Genomic DNA, 24,084 nt, shown 5'->3' on the forward strand with positions numbered 1-24,084 from the left:
CGGGGACGCACCTGGAAACCACGCCACGCACCCCTACACCGTCGCCGGCAGATGCACCTCGAACCGGCACCCCCCGGGCACGTTCGACACCGCCGCCCGCCCCTGGTGCGCCTCCACGATCCCCCGCACGATCGCGAGCCCCAGCCCCGCCCCCGCGGGCGGCGTACGGGCGTCCGTGCCCCGCCACCCGGTGTCGAACACACGGGGCAGGTCCTCGGGCGGGATGCCACCGCAGCCGTCGGTCACCGCGAGCACGACCCGGTCGGCCTCCCGGCGCGCGGACACGGCCACCGTGCCGTCGGCGGGGGTCCGGCGGATCGCGTTGACCAGGAGGTTCGCGAGGACCCGGGACATCTCCCGCCCGTCGACCTCCACCGGCACCTGCTCCACCCCGGCGCCCACCAGCCGGACGCCGTGCTCCCGGGCGAGCGCGTCGACGCCCGCTATCGCGTCGCCGACCAGGTCGTACACCGACAGCCGGGTCGGGGAGAGCGCGAGGACACCGGCCTGGATACGGGAGAGCTCGAAGAGGTCGCCGACCATGTCGCCCATGCGCCCGACCTCGGCCCGGATCCGGGCGTGGTAGACGCGGGGGTCGCCGACGACGCCGTCCTCCAGCGCCTCGGCCATCGCCTGGAGCCCGGCGAGCGGGGTACGCAGGTCGTGGGAGATCCAGGCGACCAGCTCGCGGCGGGAGGCTTCGAGGGCCTGCTCGCGTTCCCGCGACGCGGCGAGCTTGGCGCTGGTCGCGGCCAACTGGCGGCTCAGCGCGGCCAGTTCGGCGGTCGGCGCGGCAGCGGGCGGGGTGAAGCTGCCGTCGTCGCCGAGCGCCCGGGTCGCCTCGGCGAGCGCCCGGCTGCCGTGGACGACGCTGCGCCCCAGCAGCAGCGACACGACGAGCGCCGCGACCGAGGCCATCGCGCACACCATGGTGACGACCCACAGGTCGTGCTCCGACAGGAACATCGCCCACGACACGAGCATCGTCCCGGCGAGCATCGCCGCGACCGTCACGCCGGACACCACGCCGAGGGACAGCGCCACGGACCGGTTCCGCAGCAGCCTGAGGGCCGCCGCTCCGGCGAGCCCGCAGAGGGCGGCGCCGATCCCCGCGTACAGGGCGATGAGGAGGGTGTCACCGAGCATCGTCGGCCTCCTCGACGGGCGGGTCGAAGCGGTAGCCGACGCCCCACACCGTGCTGATCAGCCGGGGCTCGGCCGGATCGTCCTCGACCTTCTCGCGCAGCCGCCGCACATGGACGGTGACCGTCGACAGGTCACCGAACTCCCACCCCCACACCTCCCGCATCAGGTCCTCGCGGCTCGTGGCCCGCCCGGGGTGGCGCAGGAAGAACGTCAGCAGGTCGAACTCCCGGATCGTCAGGGCGAGTTCCGTGCCGTGCCGGGTGGCCCGGCGGGCGACGGGGTCGACGGCGAGGGGCCCGCTGCGCAGCCACGGCCCGGTGCGGGCGGCCGGGGGAGCGCCGGTGGCCCGGCGCAGCACCGACTCGACCCGCAGGACCAGTTCGCGCGGGCTGAACGGCTTGGTGACGTAGTCGTCCGCACCGACCTCCAGGCCCAGGATGCGGTCCTCCTCGTCGCCCCGCGCGGTCAGCATGATCACCGGCAGCGGTCCGTCCGCGCGGACCCGGCGGCACACCTCCAGGCCGTCCATGCCGGGCAGCATCAGGTCCAGGACCACCAGGTCGGGCGGGTGGGCGGCGGCCCGGGCGACGGCGGCGGGCCCGTCGGCGGCCACCTCGACGGCGAAGCCGGCCCGGTCCAGATACCCGGCGACGACCTCGGAGACGGTGGGGTCGTCGTCCACCACGAGTACACGTTTCACCCCGCGAGTCTGACATCAGGCCGAGGGCTCCCGTGCTGGTCGCCGGGGGAGACGTCAGCGAATCGTAAGGAGCGGCGACGTCAGCGGTTCGTAAGGAGACCAAGTCCCTTATGTCCGCTTCGCGTTCGTAGGGTGAGTGACGTGACCGAGACCTCCCCACCCACCGTTTCCGTGGACGTCGTCCTGCCCTGCCTCGACGAGGCCGAGGCCCTGCCCTGGGTCCTGGAGCGCATCCCGTCCGGCTGGCGCGCGATCGTCGTCGACAACGGCTCCACCGACGGCTCGCCCGACATCGCCCGCGCGCTGGGCGCCCACGTCGTCCACGAACCCCGCCGGGGCTTCGGCGCCGCCTGCCACGCGGGCCTGACGGCGGCCACCGCCGACGTCGTCTGCTTCTGCGACTGCGACGCCTCCCTCGACCCCGGCCTCCTGCCCCGCGTCGCCGGCCCCGTCCTCGACGGCACCGCCGACCTCGCCCTCGGCCGCCGCAGGCCCACCACCCTCGGCGCCTGGCCCGCGCACGCCCGCCTCGCCAACCTCGAACTCGCCCGCCTGGTCCGCCGCCGCACCGGCCTCGCCCTGCGCGACCTCGGCCCGATGCGCGCCGCCCGCCGCGAGCGGCTCCTCGGCCTCGGCCTCACCGACCGCCGCTCCGGCTACCCCCTCCAGATGGTCGTCCGCGCGGCCGACGCGGGCTGGCGCGTCCACGAGACCGACGTCCCCTATCTCCCGCGCGCGGGCCGCTCGAAGGTCACCGGCACCTGGCGGGGAGCGTGGCAGGCGGTACGGGACATGCGCGTCGTCCTCGCGGAACCGGCCGTGCAGAACCCTGCCGCGCAGACGGCCCCCGCCCAGAACCCCGCCGCGCAGGAGGCCACCCGATGACCCCCACCCTCCTCCTGATCGCCAAACAACCCCTCCCCGGCCGCGTCAAGACCCGCCTCACCCCGCCCTACACCCCCGAAGAGGCCGCCGCCCTCGCCGAAGCCTCCCTCACCGACACCCTCCACACCCTCCTGCGCGTCCCCGCCCGCCGCCGCCTCCTCGTCCTCGAAGGCACCCCCGGCCCCTGGCTCCCACCCGGCTACGAGGTCGTCCCCCAGACCCCCGGCGACCTGGCCGACCGGATCGCGGGAGCCTTCGCCCACTGCACCGACGGCCCCGCCCTCCTCGTCGGCATGGACACCCCCCACCTCACCCCCGGCCTCCTCGCGGGCGTCGGCGAGGACGGCCACGACGCCTGGTTCGGCCCCGCGGCCGACGGCGGCTTCTGGGCCCTCGGCCTCGCCGACCCGGCCCGCGCCGGACACCTCGTACGCGGCGTCCCGATGTCCACCGACCGCACCGGCGCGATCCAGCGCCGCCGCCTCACCGACGCCGGCCTGACCGTCCGCGACCTCCCCGTCCTGCGCGACGTCGACACCGCCGCCGACGCCGCCGAGGTCGCCGCCCTGTGCCCGCCCGGCGCACGCTTCGCCGCCGCCACCGCCGCGTACGCCGGGGCCCTCAGGTGAGCGCCGGGGAGGGCCTCGCGACCCGGCCGCGCCCCGCGCCCTGGACCGACGACCCCTACGCCCACGCCCTGCGCACCGGCCGGGGCCCGCTGTACCTGCGCTGCCTCGACACGGCCCGCCTCCTCCCGCTGGACGTGGAGCGCTGGTGCGCCGCCGCCGACGCCGCCGACACGGCCGTCCTGCGCCGCTGCACCGGCCGCGTCCTGGACGTCGGCTGCGGCCCCGGCCGGCTGGTCGCCGCGCTCGCCGCGACCGGCGTACCGGCGCTCGGCGTCGACGTCAGCCCCGCCGCCGTCGCCCGCACCCGGCGGCTCGGCGGCACCGCCCTGCGCCGCTCGGTCTTCGACCGGCTGCCGAGCGAGGGCCGCTGGGACACCGTCCTGCTCCTCGACGGCAACGTGGGCATCGGCGGCGACCCGGCCGCCCTCCTCGCCCGCCTGCGCGAACTCCTGCGCCCCGGCGGCCGGCTGCTCGCAGAGACGGCGTACGACGACGTCGACGACCGCCTCACCGTCCGCGTCGAGAACGCCGGCGGCCACCACGGAACGGCCTTCCCCTGGGCCCGCGTCGGCCCCACCGCGCTCCTGCGCACGGCCGAGGCCGGCGGCTGGACGGGCGCCGGCCTGTGGACGGCGGGGGAGCGGTGCTTCGTCGACCTGCGGGCCGCCGCGTCATGACCGCCGTCGTCGCCCTCCTCCTGGCCGCGCTCACCGCGACCGTCACCCTCACCCTCCACGCGGGCGACAACCTCCACGCCCCCGGCACCCTGCTCGCCGGGAACGCCGTCGCCTGGACCCTGTTCGCCGCCGCCGCGTGGACCGTACGCAAGGTCCCGCGCCGCCACGCGACCCTCCTGGTCCTGCTGGGCGGCGCCGCCGTCGCCCTCGCCGGCCTGACCGCACCGCCCCGCACCAGCGACGACATGTTCCGCTACGCCTGGGACGGCCGCGTCCAGGCCGCCGGCATCTCCCCCTACGCCCACCCGCCCGCCGCCCCCGAACTCGCCCGCCTGCGCGACGAATGGCTCTTCCCGACGAAGGAGTCCTGCGAAGGCTGGGGCCTCACCCGCGCCCCGGGCGGCCTGTGCGTGCGCATCAACCGCCCGACCGTCCCCACCATCTACCCGCCCGTCGCCGAGGCCTGGTACCTCGCCGTCCACACCGTCTCCCCGCCCGACAGCCGCCACAAGCCCCTCCAGATCGGCGGCGCGCTCCTCGCCTTCGGTACGACCCTGGCCCTGCTGAAGCTCCTGCGCCGCACCCCCGCCACGGCGGCCCTGTGGGCCTGGTGCCCGGCGGTCGCCTTCGAGGCGGTGAACAACGCCCACATCGACACCCTCGGCGTCCTGCTCACCGTCCTCGCCCTGGGCGCCACCGGCACCCGGCGCGGCGCCCTCCTCGGCGCCGCGATCGCCGTGAAGATCCTCCCCGTCCTCGCCCTCCCCGCCGCCCTCAGCGGCCGACGCCCCCTGCGCGTCGCCGCCGCGGCGGTCCTCACGGTGGCCCTCGCCTACCTCCCCTACGCGGTCGCCTCCGGCCCCGGCGTCCTCGGCTACCTGCCGGGCTACCTCCACGAAGAGGGCTACGACCAGGACGACGTACGGCGCTTCGCGCTCCTGCGCCTGTTCCTGCCGCCCGTCGCGGCGGGCCCGGCCGCGGCCGTCCTGCTGGCCCTGACCGCCCTGTACGTGTGGCGGCGCGGCGACCCCGGCCGCCCCTGGACCGGCGCCCTCCTCATGACCGGCACGACCCTGCTCCTCCTCTCCCCGAACTACCCCTGGTACTCCCTCCTCCTCATCGCCCTCGCCACCCTCTCCGACCGCTGGGAATGGCTCCCCGTCACCCTCGCCGGCACCACCCTCTACCTGGCCGGCCGCCTGCTGCCCGGCTTCCCGCTCCAGGCGTGGACGTACGGCACGGCGGCGGCCGTGGTGCTCGCCGGGACCTGGTGGCGTGCGCGGACTCAGCCGACGGCGAGGCGGCCGGACAGCCCGGCGGCGGTGAACGCGGCGGTCAGCTCCCCACGCCCCTCGGTGAAATGAGTCCAGCTGTCGCAGTGCACGGGCACGACCCGCCGCGCGTCCAGCAGCCGCGTCGCCTCGACGGCCCGCGCACTGTCGAGGACGAGGAGCGCGCTGTCGAACAGCCGGGCGACACGGGGAGCACCCGCGAACAGAACGGCCGTGTCCACGGGAGCGAACCGCCCGGCGATCTCCCGTACGGCGTCCAGGGACGCGTTGTCGCCGCTGACGTACACCGTCGGCAGCCCCTCGCCGGTCAGCACGAACCCGACGACCTGCCCCGTGAACGGCTCGACGTCCTCGCGCTTGCCGGGCCCGTGGATCGCGGGGACCCCGGTGACGGTGAGCGTGCCGCCGCCGGGGCGCTCCAGTTCCACCGACTCCCAGTCGGCGAGCCCCCGCGCGGTCCCGCCGAGGCGCTGCCCGCCGCCGGGGGTGGTCAGGGTCAGCGGTACGTCCGCGAGGAGGGCGCGGCCGGAGGTGTCGAGGTTGTCGGGGTGCTGGTCGTGGGAGAGCAGGACGACGTCGACGGGCCCGAGGTCGCCCGGGGCGGCGGCGGGCGGGGCCGTCTTGGTGAGACTGCCGCCCGGTACGGGGTAGTCGCCGGGCGCGTCGAAGGTCGGGTCGGTCAGGAAGCGCAGGCCGCCGTACTCGAAGAGCGCGGTGGGGCCACCGAGGACGCGGACAGGGAAGGACACGACAATCTCCTCACGGATGTTCCGAGTTGAACCGTGAGGAGATCGTAGACGGATCTCACGGATGAGGACAAGCTGTTCCGTGAGAATCCCGGGACGTAGCATGACGCCGTGGAAGATCCCGTGACGCCCGCGCCGGGGGAGGAGCGCCACCGCGCCCTCGCCCTCGCCAACAGCGCCCTCGCCCTGCCCGGCGGACACTCCGTCGACCTCCTCGGCACCCCGCGGGCCGCGAACCGCTGGCTCGTCGACCACGCCCTCGCCCCCGACGACGTCGACCTCGGCGAGACGTGCACGGCCCAACTGCGCGCCCTGCGCGAACAGATCAGAACCCTCTTCGCCTCCCGCGTGGCCGCCCTGCCCGCCCCGCCCGCCGCCGTCGCCGCGATCAACGACGCCATGACCCGCGTCCCCACCGCCCCCCTCCTCCGGTGGGACGAGAAGACCGGCCCCTACCGCACCACCACCCACCCCACCACGGCCCTCGTCGACCACGCCCTCGCGACCCTCGCGGCCGACGCCGCCGACCTCCTCACCTCCCCCGACGCCGACCGCCTCACCGCCTGCGCCTCCACCCCCTGCAACCGCTACCTCCTGCGCCACGGCCGCCGCCACTGGTGCTCGACGCGCTGCGGCGACCGCGCACGAGCGGCGCGGGCGTACGCGCGCCGGACGCGATCGGGCACTGCCTGAACCACGCCCGAGCGGCCCGTGCCTACGGCTGCCGCAGGCACCCCCCGTGCCCGGTACCCGGACCCGCCGACAGAGAAGAGGCCCCCATGACCGCCGGACCCCTTCACGACCACCCCCACCCCGTCCCCCTCGACCCCCACGGCATCGACCTGCCCGGACAAGCCGCCTGCTTACGCGAACTCGGTGACGTCGTCGCCGTCGAACTCCTCGGCGGCGTCCGCGCCTGGATGCCCACCTCGCGGCGCGTCCTGGAACCCCTGCTCACCGACCCCCGCCGCCCCGCTCAGCCCCCTGCGGTTCGCCACCGAGGACCTCACCACAGGCGGCGTCACCATCCGCTCCGGCGAAGCGGTCCTCGCCGCCTTCGGCTACTTCGCCTGGGACTCCGCCCACCACGGCCCGACCGCCGACCGCTTCGACCTCACCCGTCCCACCCCCATCCGCCACCTGGCCTTCGGCCACGGCCCCCACCACTGCCTCGGCGCCCCCCTGGCCCGGGCCGAAGCCCTCACAGCCCTCCCCGCCCTCTTCACCCGCTTCCCCCGCCTGACCCTCGCCGCCGGCCAGCCCTTCGACCACGTCCCGTCGTTCCTCGTCCACGGCTTCCGCGAGATCCAGGTCATCCCCGGCTGAACACCGGCCGCACCGGCCTCCAGGACCCGGCAGATCCCGGAGGCCGCAGGCGGATTCAGCGGGCCCCCGCCGGCAACGGCCGGCCCAGGAGGAACGCCCGCAGCAGCGAGGTGTAACGGCGAGGCTGATCGCGTGAGATGGCATGCCCGGCGCCCGCGACGGTCACCAACTCGGAGTCCGGCAGGGTGTGTTCGTACTCGGCGGTCACGGCGGGTTTGATGAAGTCGCACTCCCCTCGCATGACCAGCGAGGGGACGCGCAGGGTACGCAGCCGGGGCCGGGGATCGGGGAGCCGTTCGAAGTCCCTGACCGTCAGCTGGTTGACGTAGAAACCCTGAGGATTGTCGTGCGGAGTGGTGGGGGACGCGCCCGCGCAGGAGGCGCTGTCCTTGCCCTGGAGAGCGACTTCGTGCATCCAGCGGTCGGCCTCACGGTCGCCGACCAGCGCGTGGGCGGCGCCGGGGTTGACCGGGAGGAGCAGGCTCGCGGCGAGGATGCGGGGTTCGCCGTTCAGCCGGTCGAGCCGCGCCTGCTGGGCGGGGGAGAGGCGGTTCCAGGGTTCCCCCGCCTCGGACCCGGGATACTCACGCCCCCACAGCGCACCCGGCGAGGTGAACACCGCCTTGGCGACATGCTCGCCGTGCGCCGCCAGGTACTGCGCGCTGAGCGACCCGCCCCAGGACTGGCCCACCAGAACGATCCGCTCGGCGCCGAGCGTGCGCCGGATCGCCTCCAGGTCGGCGACCTGACGTGCGACGGTGTATCCGGAGACGTCCCCCAGCCGGGTGGAGCGACCGGCGCCGACCTGGTCGTACGCGTACACGTCGAACCCGTCCGCGGCGAGTTCACGGCCCCCCGTGGGGATGCCCTCACCGGGGGTCCCGGGACCGCCGTGCAGGAAGATCACCGGAGTCGGACGGGGTTTCCCGGCGGCGGAGGCGTGGACGTACGCGATCCGCGAACCGGTCGGCAGATCCCAGAACCGCACACCGGCCGGGACGGGAGCGGCCGTGGTGGCGGGCATCGGGCGCAGGACGGTGGCGACGGCGAGGACGGCGACGGCGGCGGTCAGACCGACCGCGAGGAACGCCGACGCACGCAGCGCGGGACGACGGCCGAGGCCGGACAGGGTGAACGCCGCCCACCCGAGCAGCCCGCCGGCCAGCGCGCCGCAGAGGAGACCGGCGAGGACGAGGACCGGCACACTCGCGGTGACGAACGCCGCGGCGAGGAAACCGGCCGCCGCCACGGCGGGGGACAGCGGCAACGCCAGGAACAGCAGGACACCGCCGGCGACGCGGCGCAGAAGTATGCGTGACATGCCTTCGAGGCTAGGAACCGGACACGGACGATCCGTCCGGCTCAGGGACGGTCCCGCTGGCCACGAGGACCGCCTCACGGCGGGGTGTCACCCCCGCCTCACGGCGGGGGCCTGACGTCACCCGGCCGGATCAGCCCCGTCTCGTACGCCGCGATCGTCGCCTGCACCCGGTCCCGCACCCCCAACTTCCCGAGCACGACGGACACATGGTCCTTCACGGTCGGCGCACTCACCCCCAGCACCCCCGCGATCTCCGCATTGGACAGCCCCCGGGCGACCTGCCGCAGCACCTCCGTCTCACGCGGCGTCAGCCCGTCGAGGCGAGCCGTGTCGAGCGGACCGGGACCGTCCGTGAAACGGTCGATCAGCCGCCGGGTCACCGCCGGATCGAGCAGCGCGGCACCCCCGTGGACCACCCGCACCGCGTCGATCACCCGCTCCGGCTCGGCGTCCTTGAGCAGGAAACCGGCGGCCCCGGCGCGCAACGCGGCGAACAGATATTCGTCGAGACCGAAGGTCGTGAGCACCAGGACACGCGTCGAAGGACTGCGCTCGGTGATCGCGGCGGTCGCCGCCAGCCCGCCGATCCCCGGCATCCGGACGTCCATCAGCGCGACGTCCGGCCGCGCCGACAGCGCGAGTTCGACCGCCGTGTCACCGTCCGCCGCCTGCCCGACGACACACAGGCCGGGCTCCGCGTCGAGGATCGCCGCGATCCCGGCCCGGACGACGGCCTGGTCGTCCGCCACGGTCACTCTGATCGCCATGGGAACGCCTCCGGAAGCCACACCCGCACCGCACCGCGGCCGGTCGACGAGAGGGTACCGCCGGCGGCGTCGGCGAGAGCCCGCAGCCGCCGCTCCACTCCCGGACCGGCCGGGCCGGAGACCTCCACACCGTCAGGGAGCGTACGCACGGTGACGGTGACGCCGACGGCCAGGAGCGCGGAGGCGGTCCGGTACGCGAACACCTCCACGGCGGCCGGCAGCGGACGGCGCGCTCCGGTATACCGGACGACGGCGCCGCGACGCGCGGCCAGCGAGGCGATCCCGGCGACAGTGGGAGGCGGGGAGCCGCCGTCCTCCGCACGCACCCCGGACAGCAGGTCCCGCAGAGCGGCCAGACCCGCACGAGCCTCCTCCCGTACGGCCGACAGGTCACCTCGCTCCGCCGCGACAACCACCGCCCGCGCATGCCGCAGCGCCGAGTCCCGCAGCCCGGCGGCGAACGCCAGCCGCTGCGCGGACACGGCCGCGTCGGCGTCCCCGTCGAGCAGAACCCGCCGCCGGACGGCAGCCGCCCGCAGCCGCTCGTACCGCCGGGCGGTCCGGCGCCCCCAGGACCAGACGGCCAGGGAGGGAAGAACCAGCGCACCCGCCAGCACGGCCCAGGCAGCCGTACGACTGCCGGTGATACCGCTGCCGCTGGCCAGCGCGACCCCTCCCACAGCGGCCACGGCGAACGGCGCGAACACACCCCGCCGCCACGGAAGCCGCACCCCGGCGCTGTACACGAGCGTCAGCTCCACCCACCCGTACACCAGGAAGACATCGCTCACCGGAGGCCGCGTCCACCCGGCCCGGTCGCACGCCCACCACAGCAGCAGCGCCGACAGCACCGCCACGAGAGCCCGGCCGGGCGCCCGCGAACGCCAGGCCAGCGGTACGGCGTGCAGGCCCGACAGCACGACGGTCACCAGCGCGGACAGCACCCCGCCGAAGGGGGCCTCGGCGGTGATGAGGCTCGCGCCGAGCGACAGGGCGATCGCCAGCGCCACCAGCGCGTAGTCGAGCGCGGCCGTCCCGCGCCACAGGGGCCACCGGCGCAGGGCCGGATCCGTCGCCGCGGGCAGCGCGGCCCGCACGCTCCAGCCCGCCCGGCCCTCGTCCGGCCCCGCGCGCAACGTCCCGCCCGCCGCGGTGACCGTGGCCGCCAGCCCCGCGAGACCGCGCCCGGTCCCGAGATCCGGCTCGGCGGCCGTACCCCCGTCGTCCGTGACAGTGACGACGAACATGCGGTCGCCGTCGCCCCGGCCGTGGGCCGGCTCGATCCGGACGCGTACGGCCGCACCCTCGGCGTACCGGGCCGCGTTGGTCAACGCCTCCCGCACGACCCGGTACGCGGCCCGCGCGCTGCCCGCCGGCGCCGTGTCGACCGTCCGCCGGTAGTCCACCGCGTGCGCGGCGGCCAGCGCATCCACCTCGGCGAACCCCGCCGCCGTCGCGTCCAGCCCGGTGAGACGCTCCAACTCCCGTACGGCAGCCCGGCCCGCCACCCCGGCATGACGCAGCGCGTCCCCGCTCCGCTCCGGATCGGCGAGCCGGAGCGCGGCCCCCGCGGCCACCACGATCCCGGTCAGCCGGTGCGCGGCCACATCATGCAACTCCACCGCGAGCCGCTCCCGTTCGGCAAGCGCCGCGAACAGGGAAACCACCGCGGTACCGGCCTCGTAATCGGCCAGCGCACCCCGACGGGCCGACCGCCGCCGCCGCGACCGCCCCACAGCCCAGACGACGGCCACCAGGCCACCGACGGTCAGCGCGACCCCCACGACATAGTGCGCCGCCTCACCACGGACAGCCGGAACCACCGCGACACCCAGAACAAGCACGACCGCCCCCACGAGGGAGGCCCCGGCAGTCCTGCGCACGGCCAACAGATAGACCGCACCGACCGCACCGACGAGGACGAGCCCCCACACGGCCCCCATGAAACCGTTCACCGGCAACTTTCCTGTTCAATCGACTTGCTCGTGAGACCAAGTCGGTAATATGGGCCCATGGCTCATGTCTCAGCGGCCGAACGCCGCCCCCAGCTGATCAAAGCAGCCATCGACCTCATGACCAGAGAAGGAGTCTCAGCCGGCAGCACTCGTGCCATCGCCACCGAACTGGGCGTCGCCCAGGCCACCGTGCACTACACGTTCGGCACGAAGGAAGGGCTCTACCGCGCCGTCATGGAACAGCTCACGGCGGAGCTGCTGGCGCAGGTCGAGCAGGCCGCTCCGGAGGATGCCGGATTCGAGGAGACGGTCAGCACCTTGGCCTCGGCCCTCTGGAACACCGTGCGCGAGAAGCCGGGCCACCATCTGCTCCTCTCGGAGCTGAGCATGTTCGCGCTCCGCACGCCCGCGCTCAACGAAGCCCTGGAGAGCCACTACCGTGGGGTGGCCGAAGCGACGGCGAGGCTCGTGACGCAGGCGGCCGAGCGCACGGGCCAGCCCCTGGCCCAGCCCGCGGAAACAGTCGCGCGGTTCTTCCTCTCCGGTTTCGACGGGCTCGTCATGCAGCGCCTGACCCACCCCGACGAAGAGGCCGAGGCGACGTGCCTGCAAGCCTTCATCGCCGCCGTCGTGGCACTGGCGCGCGGCCAGCTGACTCCCGCGGCCGTCCCGGCGTCCTGACCGGACCGACGGTGGAGTCCGGCCCCGGCGCCCCTGAACCTCACGGGCGCCGGCTCGTGCGATACCGCCCCGGCGGCCCGGCACCAGTCCCGCACGGCACACACCCAGGTCTCTCCCACAGCCTGTTCTGCCGTACGGGACACGACATGACGGAGGATCACGGATTCGAGCGGGTGAGCTCGGCCTCCTTCTCCTGAGCGACCGAGGTCCCTGCCTCGGCCCTTGCTTCCGCACCACGGCCCTTCCCCGGAAGCAGGAGAGCCACGGACACCGCCCCCACTCCCAGGATCGCCGCGCCCACGAGGCTGGTGTGAGCCACCGCGTCCGCGAAGGACGAGCCGACCGCGTCCGCAATCCGGTGCGCGCCGTCGGCGAGTTGGTCAGCCTGCTCCTGGAGCCGCGCAGCCTGCTGCGGTTCGACCGCCCGCGCCGCCTGCCCGGCGAGCTGCCGTGCCTGGCCGCCGAGGGCATCGGCGACCCCGTACCCGGCGGCGACGGATTCCTGCGCCTGGTTCAACGCGTCGGCCGGCAGCTCGCTGCCCGCAGTGGCGTCCGACAGGTTCGACGAGTACGAGGTCGCCAGCAGCGAACCGAGGATGGCGATGCCGATCGCCCCGCCCAGCTCCTGCGAGGTGTCGTTGACCGCGCTGCCCACGCCCAGCTCCTCCTCGGGGAACGCGCCCATGATCGCGTCCGTGCAGGGCGAGAGCGCCAGCCCGATCGCGAGCCCGAGCGCGATGAGGGGTGCCACGAAATCGCCGTACGACGACGACTTGTCGACCTGGGTGAGCAGCGCGAGCGCCGTCGTACCGCCGACCATGCCCGCGACGATCGTCGCCTTCATGCCGACGCGCGGAGTGAGGTAGCCGGTCAGCACGGAACCGGCGAAGACCGCACCGGCGAGCGGCAGCATGCGTACGCCGGTCTCCAGCGCGTCGTACCGCAGGACGAACTGGAGGTGCTGGGTGAGGTAGTAGAAGGCGCCGAAGACCGCGAGGAGGAACAGGACGACGGCGATGTTGGCCCCCGCGAACGCGCGGTCCGCGAAGCGGCGCGGGTCGAGGAGGGGGTGCGGGTGGCGCAGCTCCCACAGGACGAACGCCACGAGCCCCGCGACCGTGACGACCGTGCCCACGAGGGCCTTGGCGTCCCAGCCGTGCGGGGCCTCGATGAGCGTGAAGACCAGCGCGGCGATCCACACCACCGACAGCAGCCCGCCGACGTAGTCGATCCGGGGCGCGTTCGTGGCCTTGGACGGTGGCACCAGGGCGAAGGCGCCGGCGATGCCGAGGGCGATCACGGGAACGTTGATCAGGAAGGTGGACTGCCAGCTGAAGCTCTCCAGCAGCATGCCCGCGATCAGCGGTCCGGCGGCGATGGCGAGACCGGCGGTGCCCGCCCAGAGGGTGATCGCCCTGGTCCGCTCGGCGCGCGGGAAGGTCGCGGCGAGGAGGGAGAGCGTGGCGGGCATGATGAGCGCCGCACCGACACCCATCACCGCACGGGCCGCGATGACCCCGGTCGCGCTGTCGACGAGTGACCCCCCTATCGCTCCGCCGCCGAACAGGACGAGCCCGAGAACGAGCGCGCCGCGTCGGCTGTACTTGTCGCCGATCGCGGCGAACAGCAGCATCAGGGCGGCGTACGGGATGGTGTAGCCGTCGATGACCCACTGCAAATCTGTGCTGGACAGGCCGAGGTCCTGGGTCATGGAGGGAGCCGCGACCGTGAGGGCGGTGTTGGCCATCACGATCATCAGCAGGCTCAGGCAGAGCACGAGCAGCGCCCACCAGCGCCGGGCGTAGGGCCCGTCCATCCTCTCGACCGGTTCGTTGATGAACACGCGCATGAGCTGGGGTCCTTTCGCGAAGAGCATTCGTTCGACAGACTTTATCATGCGACAAAGTCGATGGATCAAAGGAGGGTGCGGCAGAGGCCGGAGCGCGTTTCGCAGGGGGAGCCCCTCCGGCAAGGTGCTGCCGGAGGGGCTCCTCGGGGAACGGATGGGGCCGCAGAGCTCTGGGGGAGGGCACGGGAGTTCGGGGGCCTTCCCCCGATCCGGTGATCCCGGTCCGACGTGCGCGCTGCGGTGGTCTTCTGGACGAACTCCTGTCCGGCTGCCTCCGGATCGGGGCCAACAGTGTCGTGCCCCAACAGCGCTCCGCAGGTGACGCGGAAAGAAGTTCACCGACGAGAGCCGGCAGGAGACCATGCGGTCTTCGTGGCCGGGGGAGTGGGACCGACTGTGCGGGCCGTGTGCGACGCCGACCGCGCGAAGAGCTTCCGCGTGCGGTCGCGCGTTGACCTCCTGCTCCGAGAGCCCGAGAAGCGGGTCGGCGGGCAACACGACCTGCACCGGCACCGAGGGCCACCAGAGCTGACCCACCCCTCGGCGTCCCGGTAATCGGAAGGCCCGTTGTCGGACCCGGTCCGTAGCCTGGTGCTCAGCCTCTTGGGCTGCGGCACGGATGCCGGGCCTTGGATCACGGGAAGCGGGACTTCATAGTGACGTCGATCTACCTCTCCTCCGACAGCCCCCGATGGATGCCGAAGACCGAAGCCGACCTCCAGGCCGCGGTCGATGGCGGCCTGTTCGAGGAAAGCCATCACGTGGACCTGAAGAAGGCGCCGAACAGCAAGGGTGACAACAAGGAACTGGCGCGCGATCTCGCGTCGTTCGCCGTGGACGGCGGCACCCTGATCATCGGCGTGCAGGAGAACAAGGACAGCCGCACCTTCGAACTCGCCCCTCAGCCCCTGAACGGGTTGCCGGAGAAGATCGAGCAGGTGGCCCGCACCATCCCCGACCCGCCTCTGACCGTCATCACCGAGGAGATCAGTTCGGCGGCCGACGACGGCACCGGCTACCTCATCGTGCACATCCCGGCCAGTCCCGTTGCACCGCACATGGTCGACAACCGCTACTTCGGCCGCGGCGACAAGACGAAGTACCAGATGGCCGATGCCGAAATCGTCGCCCTCCACGCACGGCGACGCGACACTGAGGCCGACACCCTCACCCTGCTGCGCAAGGAGATGGACGAGGACCCGCTGCGCGACGTCGGAGCCCAGTCCCACCTCTTTCTGGTCGCCCAGCCGACCGCCGGACGACGGGACATGTGCCTGCCCATCACCGGTGCCAAGGACTGGAACCAGCGCCTGCGCACGCTGATCCAGCGAGCCCTGGAAGCCCCCCGTACCCGGGCAGCGCTTTACGGAGGATTCAGCCCTGATCTGTCTTCCGCGCACCAGGGACACCGGCGCGCGCGAGGCGTGGCTCTCAGTTCCTCGGGGCTCGGGGCCGACCGCGTCTACACCCCGCAAGGCGGCTCGTATGACGAGTCCCTCGTCGAGCTTCAGCTCTTCGAGGACGGCGGGCTGCGGCTGCTCATGACCCGCCTCTCCGAGGGCACCTCCCAGCCGTACGAGTCGCCAGACGAGGGCGAGCAGGTCATCTTCGACTCCGCAGCCGTCGTCTTCACCCGGCACATGCTGGACCTGATCCGCCTGATCTCCGATGACGTGGGCTACCACGGCAACTGGGCCGTGGCCGTCGGAGCCAACCGGCTCCGCGGCCGCCGCCGGTACCAAGGGCGGTCGGGATTTCTCAGCAACCACATGTACAGCGCCGACACGTACGAGGAGAGCACCGGCGCCACGCTGGCCGAGCTGCGCGATGCGCCAGGCATGGTGACGCGAAGGCTCCTCGGTCCCCTGCTCCGCTCACTGGACTCCGAAGAGGCGTTCGCGAAGGCCCTGACCGACGAGGAGTGATGCTCGCTGCTCTGTGAGACGGCATGATCCCCGGACGATCAGCCCACCGTGTGTCAGTGGGGGCTGAGATCATAGAAGCGGGGCGAAACCGCCCTCACGGGACAGCAGTTGACGATGGAGACAACGCGCACCATGAGACTGGCACTGAATGAGGAGTGGGCCGTCGGCGCCCGCATCGGGGATGGCGGCTTCGGCGCCGTGTTCGAGGCGGTGAGCACCGATGGCGAGAAGGCGGCGGTGAAGCTCGTGCCCAAGACGCCGGGTACCGAGCGCGAGATGCTGTTCACCGACCTGGACGGCGTCCGCAACGTGGTGCCGGTCATCGACAGCGGTGAGCACGAAGACCAGTGGGTGTTGGTGATGCCTCGTGCTGAGAAGTCCCTGCGGGACCATCTCCAGGAGCACGGCCAGCTGCCCCTCAACGAGGCGGTCGCCGTCCTGTCTGACGTCGCCGAAGCACTTGCCGACCTCAAGGACCGCGAGGTCGTCCACCGCGACCTCAAGCCGGAGAACGTCCTGCTGCTCGGTGGCCGCTGGTGTCTGGCCGACTTCGGCATCGCCCGCTACGCCGAAGCGACCACCGCCCAGCACACCTACAAGGGCGGAGGAAGCCTGCCGTACATGGCACCCGAGGTCTGGAAGTACCAGCGGGCCACCGGCGCGACCGACATCTACGCCTTGGGCGTCCTAGCCTACGAGCTCCTGGAGGGAGTCAGGCCCTTCACCGGACCGGCCGAGCACGACTTCCAGGAGCAGCACCTGCACGGAACCCCGCCACCGCTCGCTACTGCTCCGCCCCTCCTGGCCGCACTGATTACCGAGTGCCTCTTCCGTGCCCCTCAGGGCCGCCCAGCTGCTGGCAACGTACTCGCTCGGCTGGGGCAGATCCCCGCGGCCCCACTCTCCGGCGGGCTGGCCGCACTTGCGCAGGCCAACCAGGGCGCGGTCGCGCGCCAGGCCGAAGCCGACCGCCGGGCGTCGGCACACGCCACCGAGACCGACCGCCGCAAGGCCCTGCTGGAGGCCGCCACGGCCTCCTTCTCCTTCATCGCCGACGCCTTCCTCACGGCCCTCACGGCTGCCGCCCCGAGCGCGGAGGTCCGCAGGGGCAATCAGGGAGGGTGGACCGTCCGCATAGACAACGCTCAGCTGACCCTGTCCGGACCCAGGGAGACCGCCCCCGAAGTCTGGCGCACCACCTCGACGCCGGCGCCGTTCGACGTCATCGCGTCCGCGACTCTTTCCCTGAAGGTCCCCGCCAACTACCACGGGTACGAGGGCCGCAGCCACTCCCTCTGGTACGCCGACGCGCAGATGGAAAACCAGTACCAGTGGTTCGAGACCGCTTTCATGGACACCCCGCTGCGCGCCACGACGAAGACCATGGAGCCCTTCGCTCTCGACCCTCACCACGAGTCACGCGCCGCCGTCGGCCCGGGGATGATGATGCACCAGGTGGCCTGGCCCTTCAGCCTGCTCGTCATTGGGGACCTGGACGAGCTCATCGGCCGGTGGGCCGACTGGCTCGCCCAGGCGGCGACGGGCCGACTCGCCCACCCCAGCCGCATGCCCGAACGTGACCCCCAGGGCTCCTGGAGGCGATGACCACACGGGGCCGCCGGCCTAGGGCGTGTTCCTGGTTCGGATCAAGGTGTGAGGTATGGATGGCTGGTCCGAGCTGGTAGAACGCCAATGTGGCGCGTGCGGAACTCACCGATGATGACTGGGAGTCGATCGAGCCGTTCCTGCCGATAGGCAGGTCCGGCCCGTACCCGGAATGGCTGAGGCCGCAGTTCGAAGGCGTGATCTGGCGGATCCGCACCGGCAGTCCGTGGCGCGACATGCCTCCCAAGCACGGGGCCTGGCAGACCGTCTGCCACCGGTTCATGCAGTGGCGTGACGCGGGCGTGTTCGATCGACTGATGGAGGGCCTGATCGCCGAGGCCGCACGGCGGGGGCAGGTCGATCTGTCGCTGGTCAGCGTGGACTCTACGGTGGTCCGCGCCCACCACGACGCGGCCGGCATGGTCGTGCGCGAGGAGGTACTGGCCGCCTTGGAGGAGCCGCCGTGGACGAAAGGGGGGCGCCTGCAGGGACAAAAGGCGCAGGTCGTCGCGAGGGACAGCGAAGGCGAAGGCTCGGGTAAGGATGAGCGGCGACGGATCAGACGTCGGCGCCGAGCCCGCCTGAAGGCCGCCCGGCTGGGCCGCTCACGCGGCGGGCTGCCCAGCAAGGTCCACCTCGCTGTCGAGCGGCGCTGCTGCCCGTTGTCCTTCGAACTGACCGAGGGGCAGGCCCCCGACAGCCCCCGCTTCATCCCGGTGCTGGAGAAAATCAAGGTCCGCAGCCCGGTGGGCCGCCCGCGCACCCGCCCCGACGCCGTGGCTGGCGATAAGGCGTACTCCTCCCGCGCCAACCGCGCCTACCTGCACAGGCGCCGCATCAGGGCGGTCATCCCGGAGAAGACCGACCAGGGTGCCAACCGCAAGAAGAAGGGCCGCCAGGGTGGGCGGCCCCTCTCCCACGACACCGAGCTCTACGGTGACCGCAACACGGTGGAGCGCTGCATCAGCAAGATCAAAGCCTGGCGCGGACTGGCCACCCGTTATGACAAAGCGCCCGAGAGCTACCTGGCCGGGCTCCACCTACGCGGTGCACTCATCTGGCTCCGCAGCCTCCGCCCCAAACCTTGATCCGAACCATCCTGCTCAGCCCCCTGCGGGCTCGCCGCGTCAGTGCTGGGAGATGTCACGGCCCAGGAAGGCCAGGAGCCGCCGGTGGGCGGGGGCGTCGGCCGGGGCGGGGAGTTCGGGGCCGAACATGCCGGGGCGGCGGAAGTCGTCGAAGTCCATGCCGCGCATGACCGTGAGCAGCTCCTCGCACAATGGTTCATCAACGAGCGCCTCTTGGTCTGTGGCGACCGCCAGGTCGACGCCGTGCCCGAGGATCTCGGTGAGGTGGATCAGCGCCGCCATCTGCCCGGGGATGGTGCCGAACCCCAACCGCACGGTCGTCGTGAGGACGTCCGGGCGGTGCCACGCTGCGCGGTCGAGATCGGCTGCGATGGCGAACGCGGGCTGTGGGCTGGAGCCGAGCCAGTCGTCCTCGTGGGCGGCGCCGGCATGGGTCCCGGTGAGCTCAGCGGCGAAGATCTGCATGCCGCCCACCAGGTGGTTGAGCTCGGTACGTACGTCCCACCCTGCGCAGGGCGTGGGGGCCCCGATCCGGTCGTCGGTGACACCCTTGACGATGGCTCCGGTCATGTCGATGGCCCGGTGGATCTGGTGGATCACGCTTGTCATGTCGTTCCCCCATATTCTCTTCAGGCACGCTTGGCCATGACATCATCCAGCCGGCCGTAGACCCGGGCCTAGGCAAGGCGCTGGGCGCCGGCCCGACAGTGGGCGTCGGCGGCCTGGTCGGTGGGGAACTACAGCCACATATCGACGCCTCCGGCTCTGCGGCCTCCGCCCGGCATGGTGATCGAAACCAGGAACACACCCTAGCGGCGGCCCCGATCCGAGCGTAGGGCGAACGACTGGATGGCGAGGGTTGCCGCACGTCCTATCGCACGGCTGGCTCGTTGGACCGGGCATGACGCGACGTACGACATCCGCGGCCCGCCCCGAAGGCAGAGGGCGCCATCCCGACGACAGTCCGCTTCGACCCGGGCGAGTCCCGGGAGATCGACCACTGGATTTTGGACCTGCGGGAACAGACCGGCATCCGCTGGGACAAGGCCGAAGTGATCCGGGAACTGCTCCGCATGGCACGCACGCCCGACAGCATCCTGTGCGACGTGCTCGCTGCCCGCGCCAAGAGGACCTGCGCCTGAGACAGCGCGAGGGGCTGAAGCGCTGCAAGAGACAGAAGGGTAGATATGGAACTCGGTGATGAACTTCGCTCGGACTTGGACGAACTGGTGGGCGGGCCGTGGAGCGTTCGGGACGGGCGGGTGGTCCCTGGGACGGATGACGTCAAACTGTTCACGAACGACGCCGTAAAGCTCGATGCCGTCTACCTCTACGCCGACCTGCTTGGCTCCACCAAACTGGCCCGTGACTTTGAGTGGGAGACTGCTGGCAAGGTGATACGCGCCTCGCTTCGTACAGCGTCAACGATTATCAAGAGTTACGGCGGAGAAATCCGCAGCTATGACGGTGACCGCGTCATGGCCATCTTCATCACGGGCGCCAAGAACACCGCGGCAGCCGAGTGCGCCCTCAAGATCAATTATGCGATGCAGAGGATCGTGGAGCCCGCGCTCTACGCAGAGCTGCCACAACTGAAGCAGGACGGATTCGACGTACGTATGAGCATCGGCATCGCCTCGGGAGACGCATTCATCACCCGCGCCGGAGTGCGTGGCAGCAGCGACCTCGTCTCGATCGGCCGAGCACCAAACATCGCGGCCAAGCTGAGCGACATCCGCGCCGAGCCGTACTACAGGATCTATATCACTGACAGCGTCTACCACTCGCTGCTCGAAGGCTCCCAGTACGACAACGGCGGCAAAGACATGTGGAGCCCGTATGTGACGGACGTCGGAGGCGAGCAGATGACCACCTATCGCACCAGCTACTGGTGGGGCATCGGGTAGGGATCGCGCCGCCCGAGGGGCCGGACCCGCTGTGGTGCTCGGCTGTCACGCACTCACCCGAGCACGGTCGCCCCGGCACAGGGGCAACCGACGGAGGATACGCGTCTCGCAGTACCTCCGTCCGAGCGGCAACTCCTCTAATGCCGCCCCCCGTTGTCAGTAGGGACTGCTACGTTGTGCTCGCCAGTACGAAGATCGGGGTGCTTATGGGGCTAGCTGATGACATTAGCGCTGCTGTCACAAGCGTGGTGTGTTCCAACTGGGATATCCGCAAAGGAACTGTCGTTCCGACCACGGATGACGTGAAGCTGGGCAACGGCGCCGTGGAGGTCGATGCGGTCTACCTTTACGCGGACCTGGCTGACTCCACGGGCCTCGCGCGGGACTTCACCCGCACCACCGCTGCGAAGGTCATCCGGGCCTACCTGGACGCCACCTGCCGTGTTCATGGGCAACACCAAGAACAGCGACGCCGCGAAGTGTGGTCTGCAGATTCACCATGTCGTCGAGAAGATCGTGCGCCCCAAGGTGGAGGCGAATCTGTCATCCATCACCGCCAAGGGCTTCCAGATCAAACACTGTGTCGGCATCGACTCAGGGACCGCACTGATCGTGCGCGGTGGCGTCCGGGGCCACAACGACCTCGTCTCGATCGGCCGAGCACCCAACGTGGCGGCCAAGCTCAGTGACGTCCGCGACGGCCCCTACAGGACCTACATCACAGAGCCCGTTTTCAAGAAACTGCTCGACACGTCGAAATTCACCTCAGGGCCCGACAAGAAGCTGATGTGGGAAGGCCCGTTCACACGAGAGGTCGGCGGCGAGAAGATCACCGTCTACAAGTCCACCTGGATGTCGAGGCCGTGAGCGCCGACGAGGCAAAAGAGACAGCCTGGCGGATCCACGCGGCCATCGGAGAGTGGACAGGGCGAGTAGACGCCAAGGCGTCTTTTGCGCTGACCCTGGAATCGGCTGCCCTCGCAGGCATCATCGCTCTGTCCGACAACGGGCACAGATTTTCCCGCCTCCATGGCTACGGAGCGCGCCTAACCCTGTGGGCAGGAGCCGGGCTGATCCTGGCGGGTGCCGTCCTCGCGATCCTCGTGGTGGCCCCCAGACTCCGGAAGGTCAAACTCCTCAAGGAGGAGGCGCCACAGAACTTCATCTATTTTGGGCACCTCCAATTCTGGGATCCCGTCACGCTCGCGCAGAAGCTGGCGCAAGAGGACACCCTGCCCATTCTGAGCAACCAACTCGTGAACATGAGTAAGATCGCGTGGCGTAAGCACCGCTTCGTGCAGCTTTCCTTCCTCCTCGCGGCAAGCGGCGGACTCTTGGTCTTCATAGCCGGGTTGGCAGCCTGACTGACCAGCGCCGTATCGGGGTGACTGTGGTACCCGCCCCGATATATGCAGCTATATCCACTCAAGTTCGAGTTCGGCGAGGGCGGCGAGCTGGTCGGCGTAGAGTTTGTCGCGCCTGGATCTGGTGTTCGATACCCATACGCCGAGCTTGACGGTCACCGGTTCCGTCTCGCCGTCGAGGGTGATTTGTTCGCTGGCTCCGCGTGGCACGGGCCGGTCGGGGCCTTCGCGTTCCACCCATTGGGCGAGGGCCGCCAGGCCCCGCTGGAAGGCCGTCGGCGCCTTCCCGGAGCCCTTCGTCGACCGGGCGGCAGCCGGGGCGGGAGACGGGGTTGCGGGGATGTTGATGCCGAGGGCGGTCAGCCGTTCCCGCTGCTCGGGCAGGAGCCGCGTCCAGGTGCCCGGTTCTTGTTGTTGCCAGCACCACTTGCCCACGTCGTCACCGTCGATGACGGTGCCCGCCGCGATGTGGGGCAGGATGCCGTCGGCGTCGGCCAGACCGGCTAGGGTCCGGTAGTGGCGTTGCCAGTCGAGTGGCCATGGGCAGTTCCAGTCCGGGTCGATCTCCGTCAGCTGTGCCGCGCGCAGGGTGGCCCGCTCCGGGTCTTTCCCCCGGCCGCCCTGCCGGCGGAGGTTGGCGGTGTGCTGCCCGATGGGCACCATCGCCGCTCCTTCGCCCCAGACGGCGTTCTGGCGGGGTGCGAGGTGCCCGTGCGCGCGCCGGTAGGAGCGGAGGGCGGCGAGTTTGTTCTCCCATGCCTCGTCGCCGGGTTCCCACACCATTCCGGCGTCGTCGAGGAGTTCTTTGCGGTGGGGGTCGAGTTCGCCTGCGCGGTGGGCGCGGCGCTGCTGGTGGACCCACCTGCCCAGGGGGTAGTCCTTCGTCACGCCCACTGGGGTCTCGGTGTCGTACGGGACGGCGTACAGACTGGTGATCTCGTTCTCGGCGCGCCAGCGGATCAAGGCCTGGTAGCCCTCCAGCCAGACCAGGGACTCGGGTCGGATGACGCGGCAGCGGGTCAGTGCGGCGATGTCGGCGGCGTCGCGGGGGGAGGCGAAGTTGACCACGACCGAGGTGACGCGGTCGACCTCCTGTTGCGTTTCGTCGGGCTCCTCACCGTCGTCACCGCTGTCTGCTCCCGTTGTGAGGGCGGGGCGGACGTGGAGGCGTCGGCGCTCTTGGCCACGGGTCAGGGCGCGGGAGGCGAGCTGGTCGACCATGCGTTCCGAGTGCGAGCGCAGGGCCTGGAGGATGTCGACCAGGGGCTGGTAGCTGGCTGAGGCGACCATGTCTTTGGGGTCCTCGCCGGGGGTGAGGAAGATGGGGATGATGATCCGCGCGGTCTTGGTGGTGCCGTCGGGGTTGGGCCGCAGGGCGCGTCCGATGTTCTGGACGACGTCGACCTGGGAGCTGCGCGAGCCGACGATGCACACCGCTTCCACTCCGCGCAGTCCGGTGATGTCGACGCCGACCCCGAGAGCCCGTACCGAGGACAGGAACGCCCGGTGTACTCGTCGGTTGTCTGCGTCGATGCCGTTGGCGAACCGGTGGATCACCACGCGCCGGTGGGCGATGGAATGGTCGCCGCACAGCCAGTCCGCCCACACCCGGTCCGGGGGCACGTGGCGGCCCTCTTCCAGCTCGTAGAGCTCGGCGTCGATGGACGAGGCGGGCAGTTCCTCCGCGTCGGCGAGAGCGGCCGCAGACGCCTCGGCCGTGTACAGCTCGGCGGCCGTTGCCGGCATCTGCGCGGCGAACGCGGCCGCTTCCTCGACCCGTTGGTGGAACACCATGGTGGTGTGCAGGTTCATCTGCGCCGTGTGCTCCAGCAGCGCCGCCTGGAGCAGGGCCATGCGCCGGCCGCGCAGCGCGTCCTCCGACAGCCCGAGGACCGGGTCAGGGTCGCGGATCTCCAACACGTCGATCTCGAACCCGGCGAGGATCGAGCGTTCCACCGCCTCCGCCAACCCAAGATCGAAAATCCTCTTCCCGTAGGTGGCCGAGTCCTCGTCCATCGAGGCGATCACCAGCTCCTGGCCGTCCCTTCCGCGCTGCGGCCGGGGAGAGGCCAGAATCCTCGGGGTCGCGGTCAGGTACAGCCGGAAGTCGACGGGAATCCGGCCGTTGTCGTGGATCGCTGCCCAGGGGCGGCCGATGTCCCCGGCAGTCATGTGCCCCTCGTCCAGGATCGCCAGGTCGAACGGAGCCATCCGCTGCCCG

The 24,084-nt window shown here is 71.6% G+C and carries 23 protein-coding genes; 14 read left to right on the forward strand and 9 right to left on the reverse strand.

Annotated elements, in window-relative coordinates:
- Positions 1–33 precede the first annotated feature (33 nt).
- Together ACQCO7_RS43815 and ACQCO7_RS43820 are read right to left on the reverse strand one after the other, a co-directional pair.
- A complete protein-coding gene (locus tag ACQCO7_RS43815) occupies positions 34–1,146 on the reverse strand; it encodes a sensor histidine kinase (RefSeq protein WP_050374121.1) in 1,113 nt (370 codons plus the stop codon).
- Entirely contained in the window at positions 1,136–1,846 is a 711-nt protein-coding gene (locus ACQCO7_RS43820) for a response regulator transcription factor (protein ID WP_050374122.1), read from the reverse strand. Before ACQCO7_RS43820 ends, ACQCO7_RS43815 begins: the two co-directional genes overlap by 11 nt.
- A gap of 141 nt (positions 1,847–1,987) precedes the next feature.
- Between ACQCO7_RS43820 and ACQCO7_RS43825 the strand changes: the two genes are divergently transcribed.
- Genes ACQCO7_RS43825 through ACQCO7_RS43840 form a run of 4 tightly spaced genes read left to right on the forward strand, consistent with a single transcriptional unit; the run spans position 1,988 to position 5,401 of the window.
- Complete coding sequence (locus tag ACQCO7_RS43825) at positions 1,988–2,731, forward strand: glycosyltransferase family 2 protein (protein WP_464077094.1); 744 nt, start codon at positions 1,988–1,990, stop codon at positions 2,729–2,731.
- Positions 2,728–3,360 (forward strand): TIGR04282 family arsenosugar biosynthesis glycosyltransferase, encoded by a 633-nt coding sequence (locus ACQCO7_RS43830; RefSeq protein ID WP_464077095.1) that lies wholly within the window; start codon positions 2,728–2,730, stop codon positions 3,358–3,360. Before ACQCO7_RS43825 ends, ACQCO7_RS43830 begins: the two co-directional genes overlap by 4 nt.
- A complete protein-coding gene (locus ACQCO7_RS43835) occupies positions 3,357–4,037 on the forward strand; it encodes a class I SAM-dependent methyltransferase (protein ID WP_464077096.1) in 681 nt (226 codons plus the stop codon). The genes ACQCO7_RS43830 and ACQCO7_RS43835 overlap by 4 nt, the downstream gene beginning before the upstream one ends.
- A complete protein-coding gene (locus ACQCO7_RS43840) occupies positions 4,004–5,401 on the forward strand; it encodes a glycosyltransferase 87 family protein (RefSeq protein WP_464077097.1) in 1,398 nt (465 codons plus the stop codon). Before ACQCO7_RS43835 ends, ACQCO7_RS43840 begins: the two co-directional genes overlap by 34 nt.
- On the opposite strand, the gene ACQCO7_RS43845 is transcribed toward ACQCO7_RS43840, so the two are convergent.
- Positions 5,323–6,078, reverse strand: coding sequence for an MBL fold metallo-hydrolase (locus ACQCO7_RS43845; protein WP_464077098.1), 756 nt, complete (start codon positions 6,076–6,078; stop codon positions 5,323–5,325). The two genes, ACQCO7_RS43840 and ACQCO7_RS43845, sit on opposite strands and share 79 nt — an antisense overlap.
- A gap of 108 nt (positions 6,079–6,186) precedes the next feature.
- Here ACQCO7_RS43845 and ACQCO7_RS43850 point away from each other — a divergent pair, with 108 nt between their 5' ends.
- Entirely contained in the window at positions 6,187–6,768 is a 582-nt protein-coding gene (locus tag ACQCO7_RS43850; protein ID WP_464077099.1) for an ABATE domain-containing protein, read from the forward strand.
- Between the two features lie 183 nt (positions 6,769–6,951).
- Positions 6,952–7,401 (forward strand): cytochrome P450, encoded by a 450-nt coding sequence (locus tag ACQCO7_RS43855; protein ID WP_464077100.1) that lies wholly within the window; start codon positions 6,952–6,954, stop codon positions 7,399–7,401.
- A gap of 55 nt (positions 7,402–7,456) precedes the next feature.
- On the opposite strand, the gene ACQCO7_RS43860 is transcribed toward ACQCO7_RS43855, so the two are convergent.
- From ACQCO7_RS43860 to ACQCO7_RS43870, 3 genes are all read right to left on the reverse strand, one after another.
- Positions 7,457–8,722, reverse strand: coding sequence for an alpha/beta fold hydrolase (locus ACQCO7_RS43860; protein ID WP_464077101.1), 1,266 nt, complete (start codon positions 8,720–8,722; stop codon positions 7,457–7,459).
- 98 nt (positions 8,723–8,820) lie between these two features.
- Complete coding sequence (locus tag ACQCO7_RS43865) at positions 8,821–9,489, reverse strand: response regulator (RefSeq protein ID WP_464077102.1); 669 nt, start codon at positions 9,487–9,489, stop codon at positions 8,821–8,823.
- Complete coding sequence (locus ACQCO7_RS43870) at positions 9,474–11,444, reverse strand: histidine kinase (protein WP_464077103.1); 1,971 nt, start codon at positions 11,442–11,444, stop codon at positions 9,474–9,476. Before ACQCO7_RS43870 ends, ACQCO7_RS43865 begins: the two co-directional genes overlap by 16 nt.
- 57 nt (positions 11,445–11,501) lie before the next feature.
- On the opposite strand from ACQCO7_RS43870, the gene ACQCO7_RS43875 reads away from it, so the two are divergent.
- Positions 11,502–12,125 carry a TetR/AcrR family transcriptional regulator gene (locus ACQCO7_RS43875; protein WP_464077104.1) on the forward strand — a complete coding sequence of 208 codons (624 nt, stop codon included), beginning with the start codon at positions 11,502–11,504 and terminating at the stop codon, positions 12,123–12,125.
- 157 nt (positions 12,126–12,282) lie between these two features.
- Here ACQCO7_RS43875 and ACQCO7_RS43880 read toward each other — a convergent pair whose 3' ends face one another.
- Entirely contained in the window at positions 12,283–13,974 is a 1,692-nt protein-coding gene (locus tag ACQCO7_RS43880; protein ID WP_464077105.1) for an MFS transporter, read from the reverse strand.
- 695 nt (positions 13,975–14,669) lie between these two features.
- Here ACQCO7_RS43880 and ACQCO7_RS43885 point away from each other — a divergent pair.
- The 3 genes from ACQCO7_RS43885 (at position 14,670) to ACQCO7_RS43895 (ending at position 18,592) form a co-directional block, all read left to right on the forward strand.
- Positions 14,670–15,899, forward strand: a complete 1,230-nt coding sequence (locus tag ACQCO7_RS43885; protein WP_464077106.1) for an AlbA family DNA-binding domain-containing protein — start codon at positions 14,670–14,672, stop codon at positions 15,897–15,899.
- 132 nt (positions 15,900–16,031) lie between these two features.
- Positions 16,032–17,504: a serine/threonine-protein kinase gene (locus tag ACQCO7_RS43890; protein WP_464077107.1), complete on the forward strand. Its 1,473-nt coding sequence runs from the start codon at positions 16,032–16,034 to the stop codon at positions 17,502–17,504.
- 89 nt (positions 17,505–17,593) lie between these two features.
- Complete coding sequence (locus ACQCO7_RS43895) at positions 17,594–18,592, forward strand: IS5 family transposase (protein WP_464077108.1); 999 nt, start codon at positions 17,594–17,596, stop codon at positions 18,590–18,592.
- Between the two features lie 39 nt (positions 18,593–18,631).
- Here the strand turns inward: ACQCO7_RS43895 and ACQCO7_RS43900 are convergent, their stop codons facing one another.
- Complete coding sequence (locus tag ACQCO7_RS43900) at positions 18,632–19,201, reverse strand: TIGR03086 family metal-binding protein (RefSeq protein WP_464077109.1); 570 nt, start codon at positions 19,199–19,201, stop codon at positions 18,632–18,634.
- A 398-nt stretch (positions 19,202–19,599) separates the two neighbouring features.
- Here ACQCO7_RS43900 and ACQCO7_RS43905 point away from each other — a divergent pair, with 398 nt between their 5' ends.
- The 4 genes from ACQCO7_RS43905 to ACQCO7_RS43920 all read left to right on the forward strand — a co-directional run bounded on the left by ACQCO7_RS43905 (position 19,600) and on the right by ACQCO7_RS43920 (position 21,863).
- The gene (locus tag ACQCO7_RS43905; protein ID WP_464077110.1) at positions 19,600–19,734 is read left to right on the forward strand and encodes a hypothetical protein; all 135 of its coding nucleotides are present in this window, start codon (positions 19,600–19,602) and stop codon (positions 19,732–19,734) included.
- Between the two features lie 45 nt (positions 19,735–19,779).
- On the forward strand, positions 19,780–20,499 hold the full coding sequence (locus ACQCO7_RS43910) for an adenylate/guanylate cyclase domain-containing protein (protein ID WP_464077111.1): 720 nt from the start codon (positions 19,780–19,782) through the stop codon (positions 20,497–20,499).
- A gap of 441 nt (positions 20,500–20,940) precedes the next feature.
- Positions 20,941–21,366 carry a hypothetical protein gene (locus ACQCO7_RS43915; protein ID WP_464077112.1) on the forward strand — a complete coding sequence of 142 codons (426 nt, stop codon included), beginning with the start codon at positions 20,941–20,943 and terminating at the stop codon, positions 21,364–21,366.
- On the forward strand, positions 21,363–21,863 hold the full coding sequence (locus tag ACQCO7_RS43920; RefSeq protein WP_464077113.1) for a Pycsar system effector family protein: 501 nt from the start codon (positions 21,363–21,365) through the stop codon (positions 21,861–21,863). The genes ACQCO7_RS43915 and ACQCO7_RS43920 overlap by 4 nt, the downstream gene beginning before the upstream one ends.
- A 51-nt stretch (positions 21,864–21,914) precedes the next feature.
- On the opposite strand, the gene ACQCO7_RS43925 is transcribed toward ACQCO7_RS43920, so the two are convergent.
- Positions 21,915–24,084, reverse strand: a 2,170-nt coding sequence (locus ACQCO7_RS43925) for a helicase associated domain-containing protein (RefSeq protein WP_464077114.1), incomplete at its 5' end; no start/stop codon positions are given.

Source organism: Streptomyces saintjeani, assembly GCF_055409605.1.

Bases quoted from the DNA above. Each gene is read 5' to 3' on its own strand.
- ACQCO7_RS43815 (WP_050374121.1), bottom strand. From the start codon at position 1,146: ATGCTCGGTGACACCCTCCTCATCGCCCTGTACGCGGGGATCGGCGCC.
- ACQCO7_RS43830 (WP_464077095.1), top strand. From the start codon at position 2,728: ATGACCCCCACCCTCCTCCTGATCGCCAAACAACCCCTCCCCGGCCGC.
- ACQCO7_RS43860 (WP_464077101.1), bottom strand. From the start codon at position 8,722: ATGTCACGCATACTTCTGCGCCGCGTCGCCGGCGGTGTCCTGCTGTTC.
- ACQCO7_RS43865 (WP_464077102.1), bottom strand. From the start codon at position 9,489: ATGGCGATCAGAGTGACCGTGGCGGACGACCAGGCCGTCGTCCGGGCC.
- ACQCO7_RS43875 (WP_464077104.1), top strand. From the start codon at position 11,502: ATGGCTCATGTCTCAGCGGCCGAACGCCGCCCCCAGCTGATCAAAGCA.
- ACQCO7_RS43880 (WP_464077105.1), bottom strand. From the start codon at position 13,974: ATGCGCGTGTTCATCAACGAACCGGTCGAGAGGATGGACGGGCCCTAC.
- ACQCO7_RS43885 (WP_464077106.1), top strand. From the start codon at position 14,670: ATGCCGAAGACCGAAGCCGACCTCCAGGCCGCGGTCGATGGCGGCCTG.
- ACQCO7_RS43890 (WP_464077107.1), top strand. From the start codon at position 16,032: ATGAGACTGGCACTGAATGAGGAGTGGGCCGTCGGCGCCCGCATCGGG.
- ACQCO7_RS43900 (WP_464077109.1), bottom strand. From the start codon at position 19,201: ATGACAAGCGTGATCCACCAGATCCACCGGGCCATCGACATGACCGGA.
- ACQCO7_RS43910 (WP_464077111.1), top strand. From the start codon at position 19,780: ATGGAACTCGGTGATGAACTTCGCTCGGACTTGGACGAACTGGTGGGC.